The organism is Mesorhizobium sp. WSM3862, assembly GCF_002294985.1.
Classification (GTDB): Bacteria; Pseudomonadota; Alphaproteobacteria; order Rhizobiales; family Rhizobiaceae; genus Mesorhizobium.
The window spans coordinates 386410-403247 of the sequence record NZ_NSGE01000003.1; the positions used below are offsets into that span (position 1 = coordinate 386410).

At 62.9% G+C, this 16838-nt stretch carries 12 protein-coding genes; 4 read left to right on the plus strand and 8 right to left on the minus strand.

Annotated features, from left to right (window positions below; translation table 11 throughout):
* Positions 1-104: 104 nt before the first annotated feature.
* Positions 105-1094, plus strand: a complete 990-nt coding sequence (locus tag CK224_RS10310) for a membrane dipeptidase (RefSeq protein WP_066997935.1) — start codon at positions 105-107, stop codon at positions 1092-1094.
* A 43-nt stretch (positions 1095-1137) separates the two neighbouring features.
* Here CK224_RS10310 and CK224_RS10315 read toward each other — a convergent pair whose 3' ends face one another.
* The 5 genes from CK224_RS10315 to CK224_RS10330 all read right to left on the minus strand — a co-directional run bounded on the left by CK224_RS10315 (position 1138) and on the right by CK224_RS10330 (position 7403).
* Positions 1138-2040 (minus strand): aspartate/glutamate racemase family protein, encoded by a 903-nt coding sequence (locus CK224_RS10315; protein WP_245425877.1) that lies wholly within the window; start codon positions 2038-2040, stop codon positions 1138-1140.
* Between the two features lie 336 nt (positions 2041-2376).
* Positions 2377-3708: an HlyD family type I secretion periplasmic adaptor subunit gene (locus CK224_RS10320; protein WP_095781691.1), complete on the minus strand. Its 1332-nt coding sequence runs from the start codon at positions 3706-3708 to the stop codon at positions 2377-2379.
* Positions 3701-5434, minus strand: a complete 1734-nt coding sequence (locus tag CK224_RS10325; protein ID WP_170950237.1) for a type I secretion system permease/ATPase — start codon at positions 5432-5434, stop codon at positions 3701-3703. The genes CK224_RS10320 and CK224_RS10325 overlap by 8 nt, the downstream gene beginning before the upstream one ends.
* Positions 5435-5695: 261 nt before the next feature.
* Entirely contained in the window at positions 5696-5896 is a 201-nt protein-coding gene (locus CK224_RS30730) for a hypothetical protein (protein WP_128373525.1), read from the minus strand.
* A 124-nt stretch (positions 5897-6020) separates the two neighbouring features.
* On the minus strand, positions 6021-7403 hold the full coding sequence (locus CK224_RS10330; protein WP_095777969.1) for a calcium-binding protein: 1383 nt from the start codon (positions 7401-7403) through the stop codon (positions 6021-6023).
* A gap of 925 nt (positions 7404-8328) precedes the next feature.
* Here CK224_RS10330 and CK224_RS10340 point away from each other — a divergent pair.
* On the plus strand, positions 8329-10041 hold the full coding sequence (locus CK224_RS10340; protein WP_066997949.1) for an HAD family hydrolase: 1713 nt from the start codon (positions 8329-8331) through the stop codon (positions 10039-10041).
* Positions 10042-10071: 30 nt separating this feature from the next.
* On the opposite strand, the gene smc is transcribed toward CK224_RS10340, so the two are convergent.
* The 3 genes from smc to CK224_RS10355 all read right to left on the minus strand — a co-directional run bounded on the left by smc (position 10072) and on the right by CK224_RS10355 (position 15017).
* Complete coding sequence (gene smc, locus CK224_RS10345; RefSeq protein ID WP_095781694.1) at positions 10072-13530, minus strand: chromosome segregation protein SMC; 3459 nt, start codon at positions 13528-13530, stop codon at positions 10072-10074.
* Positions 13531-13590: 60 nt separating this feature from the next.
* Entirely contained in the window at positions 13591-14319 is a 729-nt protein-coding gene (locus CK224_RS10350; protein ID WP_067327871.1) for a DsbA family protein, read from the minus strand.
* Between the two features lie 197 nt (positions 14320-14516).
* Positions 14517-15017, minus strand: a complete 501-nt coding sequence (locus CK224_RS10355) for a DUF721 domain-containing protein (RefSeq protein WP_067327870.1) — start codon at positions 15015-15017, stop codon at positions 14517-14519.
* Between the two features lie 31 nt (positions 15018-15048).
* On the opposite strand from CK224_RS10355, the gene mutY reads away from it, so the two are divergent.
* On the plus strand, positions 15049-16182 hold the full coding sequence (mutY, locus tag CK224_RS10360) for an A/G-specific adenine glycosylase (RefSeq protein WP_095781695.1): 1134 nt from the start codon (positions 15049-15051) through the stop codon (positions 16180-16182).
* A 10-nt stretch (positions 16183-16192) separates the two neighbouring features.
* Positions 16193-16804 (plus strand): HAD-IA family hydrolase, encoded by a 612-nt coding sequence (locus CK224_RS10365; protein WP_095781696.1) that lies wholly within the window; start codon positions 16193-16195, stop codon positions 16802-16804.
* Positions 16805-16838 lie beyond the last annotated feature (34 nt).

Genomic DNA, 16838 nt, shown 5'->3' on the forward strand with positions numbered 1-16838 from the left:
CAGCTTCGGGCAGTTTGCAAATGCTCTGCGTACCGGACGCAACTTCCCCATTCTAGCCAGTATGGTAGAGATTGGGGCTGGTGCAAATTCCGGTACGAACGGCAATGAACCTTCAAACCAGAGCCCGGTCCATTCTCGATAGCGAAGTCGTCTGGGACGCCCATTCCGGCTTCATGCCGGATCCTGCCGCGGACTTGAACAACCTGCGGATCTGGCGAGACGCCGGTGTCGACTATCTGTCCATCGATGTCGGGTTCGATCTGCTGTCCTGGGAAATGACGGTAACCAATCTCAGCTGCTTCCGCCACTGGATCCTGGCGCGTCCCGCCGACTACGTGCTCGTCTCGTCGGCCGACGAAATCCTCGCTGCTAAGGCGCAAGGCAAGCTGGCGGTCACCTTTGACATCGAAGGCATGAATGCCCTGGACGGCCGGATTGAGATGGTCGAGTTCTATCAAGGCCTTGGCGTGCGCCAGATGCTTTTCGCCTATAACCGCAACAACCTTGCCGGCGGCGGATGCCATGACGAAGACCCGGGTCTGACCGCGTTCGGTCGGCAGGTGATCGACGAGATGAACCGCCTCGGCATGTTCGTGGATGTGAGCCACACCGGCTACCGCACCACCATGGACGTGATGGAGTACACGGACCGGCCAGTCATCTTCTCGCACTCCAATCCGAAAGCGCTCTGCGCCCACGGTCGCAACATCACGGACGAGCAGATCAAGGCCTGCGCCCGCACCGGCGGCATCGTCGGCGTCGTCGGGCTCAGCCGTTTCCTTGGCGAGGCGCGCACCGATTCCGAACGGCTGGCCGACCATGTCGAATATCTGATCGATCTCGCTGGCCCACGCCATGTTGGCATCGGCCTCGACCATGCTTTCCCGGTCGAGATCGAAGGCATCGACGACATCATCGCCAGCAATCCGCATTTCTGGCCGAAGAGCGAATATGCGGGAGAAACGACCTATTCGGCACCAGCCCAAATGAAAGAGCTGACCGAGGTTCTGCTTCGTCGCGGTCAGCCGGAAGGAGCGGTCCGCGACGTCATAGGCGGCAACTTCATGCGCCTTGCCCGGGAAATCTGGAAATAGCCACCGGAGCAGCTGTTGAGCGCTCCGTGGGACCTTCTTTTGGTCAGGCGGGTTGGTCCGCGCCAAGAAGGACGCGCAGCTTCGCGACGGCCGCATCCGGACTGGTCGATACGGGGATGTTCGTCGCCGCTTTGACCGCATCCCGCGCGCGCGCCATGGAGAACTGTGCCAAGACGATCGCATCGAAATCCTTCAGCTTGGCGGCTTCAGCCGCGATCAGCCGGTTGTGGGTTTCCACGTCTCCTGCACGCACCGCCTCGATCGCGCCCGGCACGAAATAGCTCGTGATGGTGGCAGCTTGGCCCATACGGGCGGCTTCGTCCCGGAACTCCTGCTCCATTCCTTCCCTCGACGGCGGGAAAGTGTAGAGCATTGCGGTGCGGCCGCCACGGCGGATCGCCATCTCAAACATGGCCTCGTTCGGTTTCAGGACCGGAACGTCCAGCTTCGCCGCGGCCTGTTCGATCGCTTGCCCGAACGCCGAGCAGGTGAACAGCACGGCATCGGTTCCAATCGAACGGGCATAGCTGGCCAAGGCCTCGATGCGCCGGATCATGTCGCTCGTCAGGTCAGCGGTTTTGGCGCGGTCCACTGCCAGGCTGTCCTCGAGGATATTGACGGTTTCGACGCCAGGCCATCGCGTTTCGAACGCCGATCTGATCGACTCCATCGAGATGGGCGTGGCATGGATCAGGGCAATGCGAGGCTGTGACGTCATTGTGCGAGACCGAATGTTAAACGAGGCCGCCCCGAGAGCAAGCGGCGTTGGTACCAATGAATATTTCGCGGCTGCCGCCGCGAAGACCCATACGCTCTCGGCAGGGATCCGCGCCCATACATTGCGCGAGGCAAGTTGCCGCGCGCCGTGCGCTTTGGCGACGAAGTCGCCACGGCGCAGACGGTACTCCCACTTGTCGCCGGGATAGATGCTGTCATCGAGATGCATCTCGATGCCGTCCGGGTGCAAGGGACCGCGGCTGTTGAAACTGACTTCGAGATCGAGACTCTGGCGATGGACGGGATCATCCCGCTTATCCTTTCGAGACCAGCTCACCATGGCAAGGAAGGAGGAAGGCGACCGCAGCCCAATAGGTGATGGTCCTTGCCTTCGATCACGTGGCGAGACAGCCACTACAAAGCCCGTCGCCTCGAGCGCTACGAGCGTGCGACGTTTTGGCCGTGAAAACCGAGGACCGTGACTGGCCGAACCACGGTTGCGCATAATCCGGCGGAAGAGTTCCACTTCGGGTAATGTTGAAGGCCGCAGGAGGCAGGATCGGGCCTATCTTTCCCGAAACGCGCGCTGGAACGAGTCCACTAGTGGCTTGGTCAGATAGCTCAGAAAGGTTCGCTCGCCGGTTGAAATGAAGGTTTCGACCGGCATGCCTGGGTAGATCTGCTCGGGCTTGACCTGCGGTGGCAGCTTGTCGGCCATCTTAAGCCGCACGGTGTAATAGGGCTGTCCAGTGCTGGGAGTGGTCAGCCGGTCCGCCGAAATGTAGAACACCTTTCCCGGCACTTTTGGTGTGGTCCGCGCGTTCAGGGCTGTGAACATCATGTTCGCGCGTTGGCCGACTCGGATAGAATCGATGTCTTCAGGCTTGATCTTTGCCTCGACGATAAGTTCCTTCGTCGGCAGGAGCTCCATCGCAGGCTCGCCAGCACGAATGACGCTGCCTTCGGAATTGTAGAGAGAGCGGACGATGATGCCGTCCGCCGGGGCACGAATGGTCGTTCGCACCAGGACCGATCGAGCGGCGTTGATTTGTTCCTCAAGGTCGGCCACCTCTACCCGGGCCTTGTTCAATTCCGTGACGGCATCCTCGACCCGGGTGGTTGTTAGTCTTTCAATCTGCTGGCGCGCTTCCACGATCTGGGTGGCCGCGCTGGCGATTTGCGCCTCCAGCGATCCCTCCTGACCTACCAACTCGGCGGTGCTACGCAGAAGATCGGTGTATTCAGAACGATTTGTCAGTCCCTTGTCGAGCAAGTGCTTTTTGCGTTCCGTCTCGGCATTGACGATCGCGAGCTGGTTTGCCGCAGCATCCTTTTGCGCCTTCAAGCCGGCAACAGCTTCCCGAAGGGCTGCCACCCGTTCCCTAAGGATCTCCTGATCTGCGCCATAGCGCGCTAGCCGAGCCCGGAACTCCTTGGTTTGCTCTGCAAAGACGTCACTGAATTCGGACGCGTCTGAGTAGGCGCCTAAATCGCGGGGCAGGACGATTTTCTCCAAGCCGTCCCGTTCTGCCTCGAGCCGCGCGATCTCGGCCTTTTGTGCGACCCACTGTTTGAGGACTCGGTTGAGCTGCGACTGCGCCACCGTTGGATCGAGCACGATCAGCGCCTGCCCTCGTAAGACTCTGTCACCCTCTCGAGCTTTGACGCTGCTGACCACGCCACCTTCGAGATGCTGGATCATGACATTCTGTCCAGCTGCTGCAATCACTCCTGGCGCGATCGTTGCTCCGGCAATCGGCGCCATTGCGCCCCAGAATACGAAGCCAAGCAAGAAAACGGACACGCTTGCATACCCCGCCAGCGTGATGCGATCTGTGCGCGTATCGACGTTGCGCTGCCAGCTATACGTCCTGGCGCCGATGGCTTGGCTAGTCATTAGCGACCTTTATCTCGCCTCGAGCAGATGAGGGGAAAGGCACCACTCCTTCGCGCGACTGAGAGGCTGCAGGCCACCCCGCCTGGGCCCGTCGCTCGACAAGTCTATCGAGCACGCCCTTGGTCAAACCGTAGATCTCGACCTGGCCATTGCGTAGCATCAATACGCGATCGCATTTGGAAGCGAGAGAGGGCCGATGGGTTATGACAAGCACGGTCGTTTTTCGTGAACGCGCCCCGCTGATCGCGCGCTCGAGCGCGGCTTCGCCGTTGGAATCGAGATTTGCATTGGGCTCGTCGAGAACCAGCACCTTGGGATCGCCGTAGAAGGCCCGAGCAAGCCCGATGCGTTGACGCTCGCCACCCGAAAGGCGAACGCCGGTCGGGCCGATCAGCGTCGAGTAGCCATCCCTCTGACCCAGGATGAGCTCATGCACTTGGGCCCGCTGGGCTGCTTGAACCAACTTCTCGCTGGGCGCATTCGGTTCGAACCGCGCGATATTTTGCGCGATGGTTCCCGGGAAGAGTTCCACATCTTGCGGCAGGTAACCAATATGGCGGCCGAGTTGTTCCGGGTCCCAGTTCCGAATATCGCCGCCGTCGATCCGGATCGCCCCCGAGCGGGGCGCGATCGCACCGACGATGAGGCGCGCCAGAGTCGATTTTCCAGCCTGGCTCGGCCCTACAATCGCGACTGTCTCGCCGGCGGCGACCTCAAAGGTCAAGCGCTTGATCAGCGGCAGCGAGCCGTCGGCCGCGCCCGGAAGATGATAGACTATTTGCTCCACGCTTAGCGCTCCTTCAGGAGCCGGCAATGCTACGTTTTCCTGGTTGTCGAGCCCGGACCGGAGAGCTGAAAGCCTCTTCCAGGCAAGATTGGCGTCGATGATCTGCCGCCAACTCCCAATGATCTGATCAAGAGGTTGCAGAGCGCGCGCCGAAATCATCGAGGACGCAAATATCATACCGGCGGTCATCTCGTTGTGGAGAACCAGATAAGCGCCGGCCCCCAATATCGCGATCTGCAGTGTCGAACGAGTGGTGCGCGATACACCGCCATAAAACGAATTGATGCGAGCGAGCCCATCCGAGGCGTGTAGAGAGCCGGAAAAACGGGTGCCCCAGAATTCTATCGCGTTGGACACCATGCCAAGTGCGCGAACGGTTTCGAAGTTTCGGGCGAAAGCCTGCGCCGAATTCATCGAGGCGTTGAGACTCTCCGCCGCCTCCTTGCCAGGTCGCGAGCTCGCGACCTGGTTCAGAATGGCGATGGCGACCATGAGAACCGCTCCGACGATCGTCACAAGGAAGAGCAGCGGATGGATGAAATAGAGCAGGCCCACGAAGATCGGCCCGAAAGGAAGGTCGAAGAGAAAGAAAATGGTCCTCGAAGCGATGAAGCCTCGCAGGGTGGCCAAGTCGCGCAAGGCTTGAACATCGCCGAGGCCAGCGCGGGGGCCACTCATTGCAGCGAGAAAAGACGATGTGCCCAAAGAGACATCCAGTCGCGCCGCGAGCCGGCTTGCGTATACACCCCGCACGACTTCGAGCACGCCGAAGAGCAAGAGCGTCGAAAGCGCAAGCAATGTTAGGTAGGTGAGCGTGTCCAAATTGGCGGCGGGCAAAACCCGATCATAGACCTGCAGCATGTAGAGAGGCAGAACTAGCACCAGGGTGTTCATCACCGCGGAGAACAGGCCCATTTCGACCACGCTCTTCGACAGCACCCTTCTATTCGTGTAACTGGGCATCCCCGAAATCGTCTCTTTTGGTTAAGGGATCATTTTAGACAATGTTTATATATCATGCCAAGCAGCCGCGCTATCGGTTGCGACCTTTTGACAGCCTAGCCTTACGTTCATCGGAAGTTATCCACCGGTCATCCAGTTCGGCTGGGACGCCAGGAACCACCAATCCAGGATGGCGCTAAGCGTCTGATTCTCACTCAGAGAATTGAAGCGTCCAAACCTCAAAACTGCCTTAGTCAGCTAATCGCTTGCTGGCAGTGAAAATGACGTCTGCGAACGAGGCGGCGTGAAACTCAAGTTGCTAAATGTTTCCAATAATAGCGTCGCCGCCGCAGTAAGCTGGCCGCCGATAATGGTGTCGCCGCCATCGGCCCGATCGGTTTGGATGGTGATGGCAGCGCCGACTGCAAAGGCCGGCGCATGCGCATCCGCGGCGATCAATGCGGCCGACGTTTATGGCAACTTGATCGGCGTCCGCCGCCTTTCTGATCGGTGACCGTCGGAACCAGGCACGGCGGGGGGCGCGCCCGCCCCTCGCCATGCCATGGTCCGATCGCATGAACGATCAAACGACGAATACGTCGTGATAGGTCAGTGCCGCTCCGGGCTCCAGGTGGGCGATTTCCACCTGCGGGGCCGATTTCGAGCCGTCGGGATCATAGGACAAGACGCCCGTGGCCCGGTTGTAGAGCAGGTGATCGTTGCTATGGGTGGCGTGTTCTCGCAACTCGAAATACGACGAGTTCACCTGCGTCGGGCTGGACGAGGAACCGGCGCCGAGTTGGGTGAAGACGGCGTTGTCGAGATAGAGCGCGTCGTTTACCGCGTCGAAGTCGGTCAGTGTGTCGACATTGCCCGCGCCATAGGCGGTGTCAAACACAAAGGTGTCGTGGCCCGCGCCACCGGTCAGCACGTCGTTGCCACCCTTGCCCCGCAATGTGTCGTTGCCAGCCAGGCCATCAAAGGTATCGGCCGCGGCAGTGCCGACAAATGTATCGTTCCCGGTCGTTCCGTGGGTCGGGTCCGTCGGCAGGGTCGGAGATGACGGTAGCGGGTCGGTCGGCACGGTCGGAGATGACGGTAGCGGGTCCGTCCCGTCATGGGCTGCGTGCCAGGCTGCCTTGGCGTGGGCCCAATAGTCGCGGGCCGCCTGGCCCTGAAGGACCGTCCAGCCGGCGGGCGGCATTGGATAATCCGCCGGCAGCGGCGTGTCGGAGAGGTTGAGATAGTAATTGCCGTGCGACTCGACCGTCTTGTCCCAAGCCCGCTGCACCCGTTCCAAGCCGTTGTGGTTAACGTCGGTGATCGCCACCACGCAGTCGATAAAGTGCAGGCTGGGCACGATATCGGCAGCGCCTGTGCCCTTGTCGAGTTTGAATGGCGAACCGTGGGTCATCTCGCCTTTGCGAAGGTACTCTCCCATGCCTAGAAGCATGCCATCCATGGTGACCGAGTTGTCAGACCCATCCACGTCACCATCGCCAAGGCTCACTCCGGAAAACACGTGGTCGAACAGCGAATCCCGGATGGTGCCGCCGATGACGTCGTCGTCCTCGACCGCGTCGTCTCGTGAGTTGCCGACATAGGTATCCTCGATAAGGAAGGTGCCAGTGCCGCCGACACGGATGCCATCCCAGGGCTTGGTGATCGTCCAGTCGTCGATGACAAAGCTGTGGGCTGAATTCACGCGGACTGCGGCGGAGTTGACGTAAACGTCCTCCCAGGCGCCGGTTTGGGAGACCGTGCCGTTGATCGTGCCGCCCGACGCCACGAGGTTGTCGCCGGGGTTGACGACCGCGAAGGGATAGAGGTTGGTGGAGCTTCCCTGATTGGCGACAATCCACGAGGCTTTGCTGGCATCGATAGTGGTGTCGGCGGGGAGACCGGATGCTTTATATTGGCGGTAGCCGTAGTCACCGCTCAAGACAATGGTATTCGTATCGGCCATTCTTGGCGACCTTTCACACCCCCACCCTTTCTGCCCAACATGCCTGAAGCCCGAATGGCTCGCGGCCAAAAGAGCCCAGGTTAGCGGTATGGAGCAAATCACAAAATTTAAAAAAAGTGTCTCAAAATGTAACAATATATCTCTCGCGGGAATTGGGTGGCGCGGCGATTTCAGCGCGGATTCTCTTCAGTGGTCTCAACGCGGCTTTCGCCCCCTTGCCACCTCCGAAACCCACCGGCCTCGCAGGAGCAGTCCATGAGCGGAGACTGTGCGCACGAGTTCCATCGTTGCAAATCATCGAAATCCGGACGATTGGCGAGACGATCAAATTCGTCCGTGAGTTATGGGGCAAGAACGCACGCCGGGATGTCGAGCGCCCGGCAATGAACTGACCGATATTTGCGTCAGCTCGACATCACGCTGTCTCAATATGAAGTGGAAGTCCGTGCTCTGGTCGCGGCGAGCGGTGGGGCAGGTCCCTCGACAATATCGGCCCGACCTCCTATATGCTTCGCGCAAAAGCACGGAGAAAGGGTGTGTCCCGAGAGCGTGACGTGCTTATGTGGCGCGAAGCCGGGAAACTTGCGTTATCTGGCGATTATGAAGGATGGCTTGCCATCGAATGGGAGCTTCGTAGCAGAGGATTCTCACGCGCCAAGCTGCTGTTCGATAACGACCGGGTCCGAAAAAAATTGGATGAGATCTGCAAGAGGGCACAGGAGCAACGCGCCGACCCCAAACGGACCTAAAGACCAGAAGCGCCCCGCCTTTCCAGAACCCAGCCAACCTTCTCTCTCCGATGAATTGCATTTCTCCAAGCCTGGTTCGCGCCAGGGAGGCGAAAGCGCCGGCCTAAACCTTTTCCGCCGACAGACGTTGTTTGTTCCAGACGGACCGAGCGACCGGCAGCGGAGAGGATCACCCGATGTATTTCATGGCACTGGCCACCGACTACGACGGCACGCTGGCGCATGACGGACTGGTCACCGCCAGCACGCTGTCGGCGCTGAAGAAGCTGAAGAAGTCCGGCCGCAAGCTCATCCTGGTCACCGGCCGCGAACTGCCCGATCTCAAGGAGGTGTTTCCGGAGGTCGGGCTGTTCGACAAGGTGGTGGCCGAAAACGGCGCGCTGATCTACACGCCGGCGAGCGAGGAAGAGCAAACGATCTCGCCCTCGCCTTCCGCCGATTTCGTCGACAGACTGAAGAAGCGCGACGTCAAGCCGCTCTCGGTCGGCCGCTCGATCGTTGCTACCTGGGAGCCGCACCAGGCCACCGTGCTCGACGTCATCAAGGAGCTCGGCCTTGAGCTGGAGATCATCTTCAACAAGGGCGCGGTGATGATCCTGCCCTCAGGCATCAACAAGGCCACCGGACTGGCGGCTGCGCTCAAGGACCTCAGATTGTCGCCGCATAATGTGGTGGGTATCGGCGACGCCGAGAACGACCACGCCTTCCTCAGGGCTTCGGGTTGCAGCGTCGCCGTCGCCAACGCACTGCCCGCCGTGAAGGAAACCGCCGACCTCGTCACCAGGGAGGCGCGCGGCAAGGGTGTCGAAGAACTGATCGGCAAGCTGATAAAGCAGGATCATCTGATAGCTCGCAAGCGCTTGCGCGGCGTCCTGCTGGGAACTGCCAACGGCAAGAAGGTTTATCTGTCGCCCGTCGAGACCGTTCTGATCGCCGGAAGCTCCGGTATCGGCAAGTCGACATTGGCCACAGCGCTCACCGAGCGGCTTGCCGAACAGGGATTGCAGTTCTGCATTTTCGATCCCGAGGGCGACTATGACGGACTGGAGGGCGCCGTTCCGCTAGGTGATGGCTCGACTACACCCAGCAAGGAGCAATTGCTGGAGCTGATCGAAAAGCCTGGCACCAATATCGTGGTCAACGGGCTGGCGCTGAAGGTCGACGAGCGGCCCGACTTCTTTGCCGAATTGCTGCCAGGCCTCGGCAGCGTCCGCTACCGCACGGCAAGGCCGCATTGGCTGATCATCGACGAGGCGCATCACCTTCTGCCCAGGCGCCGCGAGGACACGCGCGCGGTGCTGTCGCTCGAGCTGCCGGGCACGGTGCTGATCACCGTGCATCCGGAAGCGATTTCGACCGGGGTCCTGCGCCTGGTGACGGCGGTCATCGCGCTCGGTCCGAAGGCGAAGAGCGTGATCAAGACCTTCTGCAAGGAGGCCGGGCTGGAGGCGCCCAAGAGCATTCCTTCGCCGAAGGGTGACCGGGTCCTGCTATGGCGGCCGCAAGACGGCAAGAAGCCGTTCACGGTCAAGGCGATCGAACCCGACCAATCGCTGAAGCGGCACAGCCGCAAATATGCCGAAGGCGAGCTCGACGAGGCCGGCAGTTTCTATTTCACGGGGCCGGAAAAGGCGATGAACCTCAGAGCCCACAATCTGATCATTTTCGCCCAAATGGCGGAAGGCATCGACGACAAGACCTGGGAATACCACCTGCGCGCCGGCGACTATTCCAAATGGTTCCGCCAACAGATCAGGGACAAGGAACTCGCCCGCGAGACGTCAGAGGCCGAGAAGGACAAGAGCCTATCGCCCGAGGAGAGCCGCAAGCGCGTGCTGGAGGCCGTGCGCCGGCGTTACACGGCGCCAGCCACGGCACCGGAGACGTAACTCAGTCGGTTCCGGGCGCCAAGCCCGCCCTCAACTCGCCTCGCGCAGCGCCTCAGCGGCCTGCAGGTCGACCGAGACCAGCTGGCTGACGCCCTGCTCGGCCATGGTGACGCCGAACAGGCGGTCCATGCGCGCCATGGTGATCGGGTTGTGGGTGATGATGACGAAGCGGGTTTCCGTCGTTTTCGACATCTCGTCCATCAGGTTGCAGAAGCGCTCGACATTGTGGTCGTCGAGCGGGGCGTCGACCTCGTCGAGGACGCAGATCGGCGCCGGGTTGGTAAGGAAGACGGCGAAGATCAGCGACATGGCGGTGAGCGCCTGCTCGCCGCCGGAGAGCAGCGTCATGGTCTGCGGCTTCTTGCCGGGCGGCCGGGCGAGGATTTCGAGGCCGGCTTCCAGCGGATCTTCGGACTCGATCAGCTGCAATTCGGCCGTGCCGCCACCGAAGAGATGTGCAAACAGCCGCTGGAAATGGCCGTTGACCACCTCAAAGGCCGACAGCAGGCGTTCACGGCCCTCGCGGTTGAGGCTCTGGATCGCTTGGCGCAGTTTTCTGATCGCCTCTATGATGTCCTCGCGCTCGGACACGATGATTTCCAGGCGGTCCGACAGCTCCCTCTGTTCTTCCTCGGCGCGCAGATTGACGGCCCCTAGCCGCTCGCGCTCGATCTTCAGCCGGTCGAGCTGGCGCTCGACCTCGGCCATGTCCGGCATCGGGTCGTCGGTCTCTAGCCCGGTATGCTTGATGACGAGATGCGGCGGCGTGTTCAACGCTTCCTGGATGCGAGCCTCGACCTCGGCGCGGCGTTCGTCGGCCGCGGTCAGCCGCTCCTCGGCGCGGACGCGGGTCTCGCGCGCTTCGGCAAGCGACTGGATCGCCGCGGTCGCCGCCTTGTCGAGCTCGGCTTGCTTGGTCTCCGCTTCCTGCAGGCGATCGCCGGCGGCCTGGCGCAGCGCCTCGGCCTCGGAAAGCTGACTCAACAGCGCACGGCGCTTGGCGTCGATCTCGTCGGGCGCGTCGGCCAGCCGCTCGCGCTCAGCTTCGGCCTCAGCCTTGCGCTCGCCAAGCGCGGCGATCTGCGTCGAGGCGTTTTCGGCCCGCTCCAGCCAGTTCTTGCGCTCGGTGCCGATCGCGTCGAGCCGGCGCATGCGCGCTTCGGCCTCGCGCCGTAGGCCGTCATGCACGGCGCGCGTATCGGCAAGCGTGGCGCGGTCGCGAGCTACACTGGCGGAGGCCTGCTCGAGCTGGAGCTGCAGGTCGCCGAGATCGGGCGCGTCCCTGAGCATCTCCTCGGCTTCGAGGAAAGCGGCTTGCGTCTCTTCATGGCTGTCGACGATGCGCGCGCGGGCGTCATCCAAGGCAGCACGGCGGCTGGCCAGCTCGCCGCCGGCCTTCTCGGCCTCGGCCAGCGCGTTACGGGCGGCGTCCAGTGCGTGCTGGGCATCGCGGCCGGCCTGACGCGCGTGGCGCTCGGCCTCGCTCGCCTGGCGCATGGCCTGCTCGGCGCGCGTCAGCGCCTCCTCGGCCTCGCGCACGACGCGGGTCGCCTGCACGGCCTCGGCATCGAGCTCCGCCAGGCGGTTCTTCTGCGCCAGCCGCTGCGCGGCAGCGGTCGGCGCATCGGCGCTGGCCGTCAAGCCGTCCCAGCGCCAGAGCGCGCCGTCGCGGCTGACCAGCCGCTGGCCGGGCGCGAGCTGCGCTTGAAGGCGACGGCCATCGGCGGCGTCGACGATGCCGATCTGCGCCAGGCGGCGGGCAAGCTGTGCCGGCGCGCGGACCACACTCGCCAGGCTCCTCACGCCTTCGGGCAGCGCCGCGTCACCCGGTTGAACCGCGCTCTCGCCCCAATGCACCGGGGCGGTGCGGTCGAGCGGCACGTCGAGGTCCTCGCCGAGCGCGGCGCCAAGTGCCGTCTCGTAGCCGCGCTCGACGCTGATCTGCTCCAGCACCGAGGGGAAGAGATCGCCGCTCGCGGCGTTGAGTATCTTGGCCAGCGTGCGCGCTTCCGTCTCGATGCGCTGCAATTCGGCCTTGGCATCCTGCAGAGGCGGACGGGCAGCACTTTCGGCGGCGCGCGCCTCGGCGACCGCCTGCTCGGCGGCGATGGCGCCTAGCTCGCTCTCTTCCAGGCGGGCGAGCGCATCCTCGACCAGCAGCCGCTTCTCGGCGGGATCCGGCAAGCCGGCAATGCGCGAGACGATGTCGGACAGCTCGCGATCGACCTCGGCAAGCTGGCGTGCGAAGCGGTCGCGGCGCTCGGCGGTTTCACGCAAAGTGCGCTCGATCTGGTGGCGCGAGGCGGCCGCCTCGGCGCGTTCGGCAGTCAGCGCGGCCAGCCTGGCTTCGCTCTGCGAGAGGGTCGCGCCGGCCTGCTCGAAGGCGGCGCGGGTGGTGGCTTCGCGCTCGGCAGCACCTGCATTGTCCGAATTGAGCTCGGCTTCCTCGGCGCGGAGACGCTCCAGAATGTCCGCATTGTCGCGCACCATCCGCTCCTCGCGGGCGATGTCTGCATCGAGCTGTTGCAGGCGCCGCTCCAGCTCCGCCTGGCGCGAGCGGATGCGACCGGCCTCTTCTTCGATCTGCGTCTTGGCGATCGACAGGCGCTGAAAGGCCGCCGCCGCGGCCGCTTCCGCGTCGCGCAGGTCGGGCAGGCGGTGGGCAGCGATGCCCTGCTCCCTCGCAGCGGCCATCTGGGCTGCGGCGCGGTCACCGACCAGCGTGGTGGCAACGGCAAGCGCCGAACGCGCTTCGCCTTCCTGGGTTTTGGCCAGCGTCCAGCGCAGATGCAGAAGCGTCGCCTCGGCCTTGCGGATGTCGGCCGACAGGTTCTTGAAGCGCGAGGCCTGGCGCGCCTGGCGCTTCAGGCTGTCGATCTGGCTTTCCAACTCGCCGACGACATCGTCCAGCCGTTCGAGGTTTTGTTCGGCCGCCTTCAGCCGAAGCTCCGCCTCGTGCCGGCGCGTGTGCAAGCCGGAGATACCGGCGGCTTCTTCGAGCAGCGCCCGGCGCGCCTGGGGCTTGGCCTGGATCAGCTCGCCGATGCGGCCCTGGCCGACCATGGAGGGCGAGCGAGCGCCGGTCGACTGGTCGGCGAAGAGCAGCTGCACGTCCTTGGCGCGCGCTTCCTTGCCGTTGATGCGGTAGAGCGAGCCCGCCTCGCGCTCGATGCGACGCGACACCTGCAATTCATCGGCGTCGTTGAAGGCGGCGGGCGCCGTGCGGTCCGAATTGTCAAGGAAAAGCGTGACTTCGGCGGTGTTGCGCGCCGGCCGCGCGCCGGAGCCGGAAAAGATCACGTCGTCCATGCCGGACGCGCGCATGTTCTTGTAGGAGCTTTCGCCCATCACCCAGCGCAGCGCCTCGACAAGGTTGGACTTGCCGCAGCCGTTCGGCCCGACAATGCCGGTCAGCCCGCGTTCGATGACGAACTCGCCGGGCTCGACGAAGGACTTGAAACCGAGGAGGCGAAGGCGCGAAAACTTCATTCGCGCCGCTCCGCAAAGACCAATATGCCGAAGTCAAGCAGCTTCGGCGCGGCCTGGACGTCAGAGCAGAGGGTCGATGATGGCCGACATTTCCTCAATCGACATCGCCCCTTTGTAGGTCTTTCCGTTGATGAAGAAGGTCGGCGTCGAGTCGACCTTGAACTCGTCCGCTCCGCGTTTCTGGACTGCTCTCACATCGTCCAGAAGCTTCTGGTCCGTCAAGCAGGCCTCAAATGACTCCTGTGTAAAACCGGCGAGCTTGGAAATCTGCAGCAGCGCTTCCTTGGTGTTGCTGACGCCGACCCAGCTCGGCTGCTGCTTGAACAACACGTCCACCATGGCGAAATAGTTGTCCTTGGCGCAGCGTGCCAGCATGAAGCCGGCCTCGGCGCTCGGGTCGAAGGGGAATTCGCGCAGGATGTAGCGCACCTTGCCGGTGTCGATGTATTTCGACTTCAGCTCAGGGAAGGTTGTGTCGTTGAAATGCGCGCAATGCGGGCAGGTCATCGAGGCATATTCGACGATGGTGACCTTGGCGTCGTCCTTGCCGAGCTGCTTGTCGGGCAAAGCGCCGGGCTTGAGCAGTTCCGCCATGTCGACGGTGCCCTGCGCTTCCGGCACCTGAGCGGCCGCGGGCGTGGCAGGCTTGGCTGGCGTCGACGGATTGGCGGGCTTCACATCGGCCGCCTTTGCCTCTTCACCCGAGTCGCTGCACGCGGCAAGCAGCGCCACTGCCGGAACGGCGGCCAGCGTGGTCAGAAGGTTTCTGCGAGACAAAGAGCGGTTCATGCGAATCACCTGATATCGGTTGGATTTTGCAATGCAAGGGCTAGAAAAGGCGAGAGTTGGCGCGAATTAAGGCATCGGCATCCCCAATCCAATCGCCAAATTTTTCGGGCGCGATCACGAATATGCGATACTGACGACAATTTTGCAGCGCGCTCCACGACTTTTCCCGAAACCGCCGGAACTTTCGGGAGACATGCTCAGGGCTTTTTTTGTCCGAGGATGGTCGCGCCGAGCCGCTCGAGCGAAGCGCGCAAGCCATCATCCTCGATCTTGCCGACCGTTCGCGCCAGCTTCGATTTCTCGGCCTCGCTGAGAGGCCGCGGTTGCGGTTTCGGCCGCGCTTTCGCCGAAAGGACCGGCTTCTGCAGGATCTTGATGCGGCCTATGGCGTTGAAACCCAGGAAGGCGTTGACGCGGTTGATGACCTCGCCCGCCTCATGCTGAAGATGCAGCGCCGCCATGCCTTCGCAGGCAATGATCAGCACCGCCGGCTCGAACGGATCGTCCTCATGCAGGCGGCGCGGCCACTGGATCTTTTCCGGGCGCGAGTGGCTGGCCAGGCGCGGCCCGGCGATCTCTTCCCAGGACTGCACCAGTCCGATCGAGATGCCGGCGCGCTTCTTCAGGACAGGATCGAGGATCTCGGTAGCGAGATCGCTCACCGGAACGGGATTGCCGAAGGGCCTTTTCCCTGCCATGTGCGTTCTCCGATCCTAACTCACCCGATCAATGGCACCGCAAGACCAGACCCGCAAGGCCGCAGCCGAGAAGTGCGTATCCGGAGATAGCAGCATCGCCGTCCGCCTGCTTGCCTGGTACGACGCGCATCACCGCGACCTGCCCTGGCGCGTGACGCCGAGTGCGTTCTCGCGTGGGACAAAACCCGACCCTTATCGCGTCTGGCTCTCCGAGGTCATGCTGCAGCAGACCACGGTCGAGGCGGTGAAAGCCTATTTCCGGACGTTTGTCGAGAAATGGCCGACCGTCGAGGCGCTGGCGGCAGAGCCGGCCGAGGACGTCATGAAGGCCTGGGCCGGGCTCGGCTATTACTCGAGGGCACGCAATCTCAAAGCCTGCGCCGATCTCGTGGCGCAGCGGGGGGGCCGCTTTCCCGACACCGAGGCCGGATTGAAGGAATTGCCGGGCATCGGCGCCTACACGGCGGCCGCCATCGCGGCGATCGCCTTCGACCGGCCTGCCGCAGTCGTCGACGGCAATGTCGAGCGTGTCATCTCGCGGCTCTATTCGGTGGAGACGCCGCTCAGCGAGGCCAAGCCGGAAATCCGAGCGCTGGTCGAGAAGCTCGTGCCACGGGCGAGGCCCGGCGATTTCGCCCAGGCGATGATGGATCTCGGCGCCACGATCTGCACGCCGCGGCGGCCGCGCTGCATGCTGTGCCCGCTGCGCGAGGATTGCAGCGCGATCCTGTCAGGCGATCCGGAGCGTTTTCCAGTCCGCCTGCCCAAGGGCGACAAGCCGCTCAGGCGCGGTGCTGCCTTTGTCGCTCAACGCGATGACGGCGCCATCCTGCTGCGCAAACGGCCCGACAAGGGGCTGCTCGGCGGCATGACCGAGGTGCCGACCACGGCGTGGACGGCGCGGGCCGACGGCGCTACGACGGCGGACGCAGCGCCCATTTCGGCCGACTGGCGGCGCGCCGGGCGGATCGGCCATGTCTTCACCCATTTCGCGCTCGAACTCGACGTCTTCCATGCCCACATCAGGGGTGATGCGCCCAACGGGCATTTCTGGTCGCTAGCCCACGAAATTCCCGGGGAAGCGCTGCCCACCGTCATGAAAAAGGTAATCGAGGCAGCGATACCGGGCGCAACCAAAAAGCAAGCCCCGCTGCGCCCGCGTTGAAAGGACCGCAATGACTGACATCCGCCACATCGTGTTCGATATCGGCAAGGTGCTGATCCACTACGATCCGGACCTTCCGTTCAGCCGGCTGATCCCGGATGCCGAGGAGCGGAAATGGTTCTTCGACAATGTCTGCACCAGCGCCTGGAACATCGAGCAGGATCGGGGCCGCACCTGGCAAGACGCCGAGGCGCTTCTGATCGCCGAACACCCCGATCACGCCGAGAACATCCGCAACTTCCGCCGCTGCTGGCACGAGATGGTGCCGCATGCCTATGACGACAGCGTCGCCATCATGGTCGGCCTGATCGACAGGGGCCGCGATGTGACCATGCTGACCAATTTCGCCGCCGACACGTTCGCCGAAGCCCGCCGGCGCTTCGACTTTCTCAATCGGCCGCGCGGCGTCACCGTCTCGGGCGAGATCGGCCTGATCAAGCCGGATCAGGCCATCTACGACCGTCACGTCGCATCCTTCGACCTGGAGCCGGCCGCCACACTCTTCATCGACGACAGCCAGAAGAATGTCGACGGCGCCAAGACCGCCGGCTGGCAGGCGGTGCTGTTCACCGAGGCCAAGGCGCTTCAAGCGGATCTTGAACGGCTCGGGATTGCGGCCTGAACTGAATCACTTGCAGCAATCGGTTGAGCTTTCG

Excerpts from the sequence above, each read along its gene's own strand:
- CK224_RS10310 (WP_066997935.1), top strand. The coding sequence starts at position 105 with ATGAACCTTCAAACCAGAGCCCGGTCCATTCTCGATAGCGAAGTCGTC.
- CK224_RS10315 (WP_245425877.1), bottom strand. The coding sequence starts at position 2,040 with ATGCATCTCGATGACAGCATCTATCCCGGCGACAAGTGGGAGTACCGT.
- CK224_RS10320 (WP_095781691.1), bottom strand. The coding sequence starts at position 3,708 with ATGACTAGCCAAGCCATCGGCGCCAGGACGTATAGCTGGCAGCGCAAC.
- CK224_RS10330 (WP_095777969.1), bottom strand. The coding sequence starts at position 7,403 with ATGGCCGATACGAATACCATTGTCTTGAGCGGTGACTACGGCTACCGC.
- CK224_RS10340 (WP_066997949.1), top strand. The coding sequence starts at position 8,329 with ATGTATTTCATGGCACTGGCCACCGACTACGACGGCACGCTGGCGCAT.
- smc (WP_095781694.1), bottom strand. The coding sequence starts at position 13,530 with ATGAAGTTTTCGCGCCTTCGCCTCCTCGGTTTCAAGTCCTTCGTCGAG.
- CK224_RS10350 (WP_067327871.1), bottom strand. The coding sequence starts at position 14,319 with ATGAACCGCTCTTTGTCTCGCAGAAACCTTCTGACCACGCTGGCCGCC.
- CK224_RS10355 (WP_067327870.1), bottom strand. The coding sequence starts at position 15,017 with ATGGCAGGGAAAAGGCCCTTCGGCAATCCCGTTCCGGTGAGCGATCTC.
- mutY (WP_095781695.1), top strand. The coding sequence starts at position 15,049 with ATGGCACCGCAAGACCAGACCCGCAAGGCCGCAGCCGAGAAGTGCGTA.
- CK224_RS10365 (WP_095781696.1), top strand. The coding sequence starts at position 16,193 with ATGACTGACATCCGCCACATCGTGTTCGATATCGGCAAGGTGCTGATC.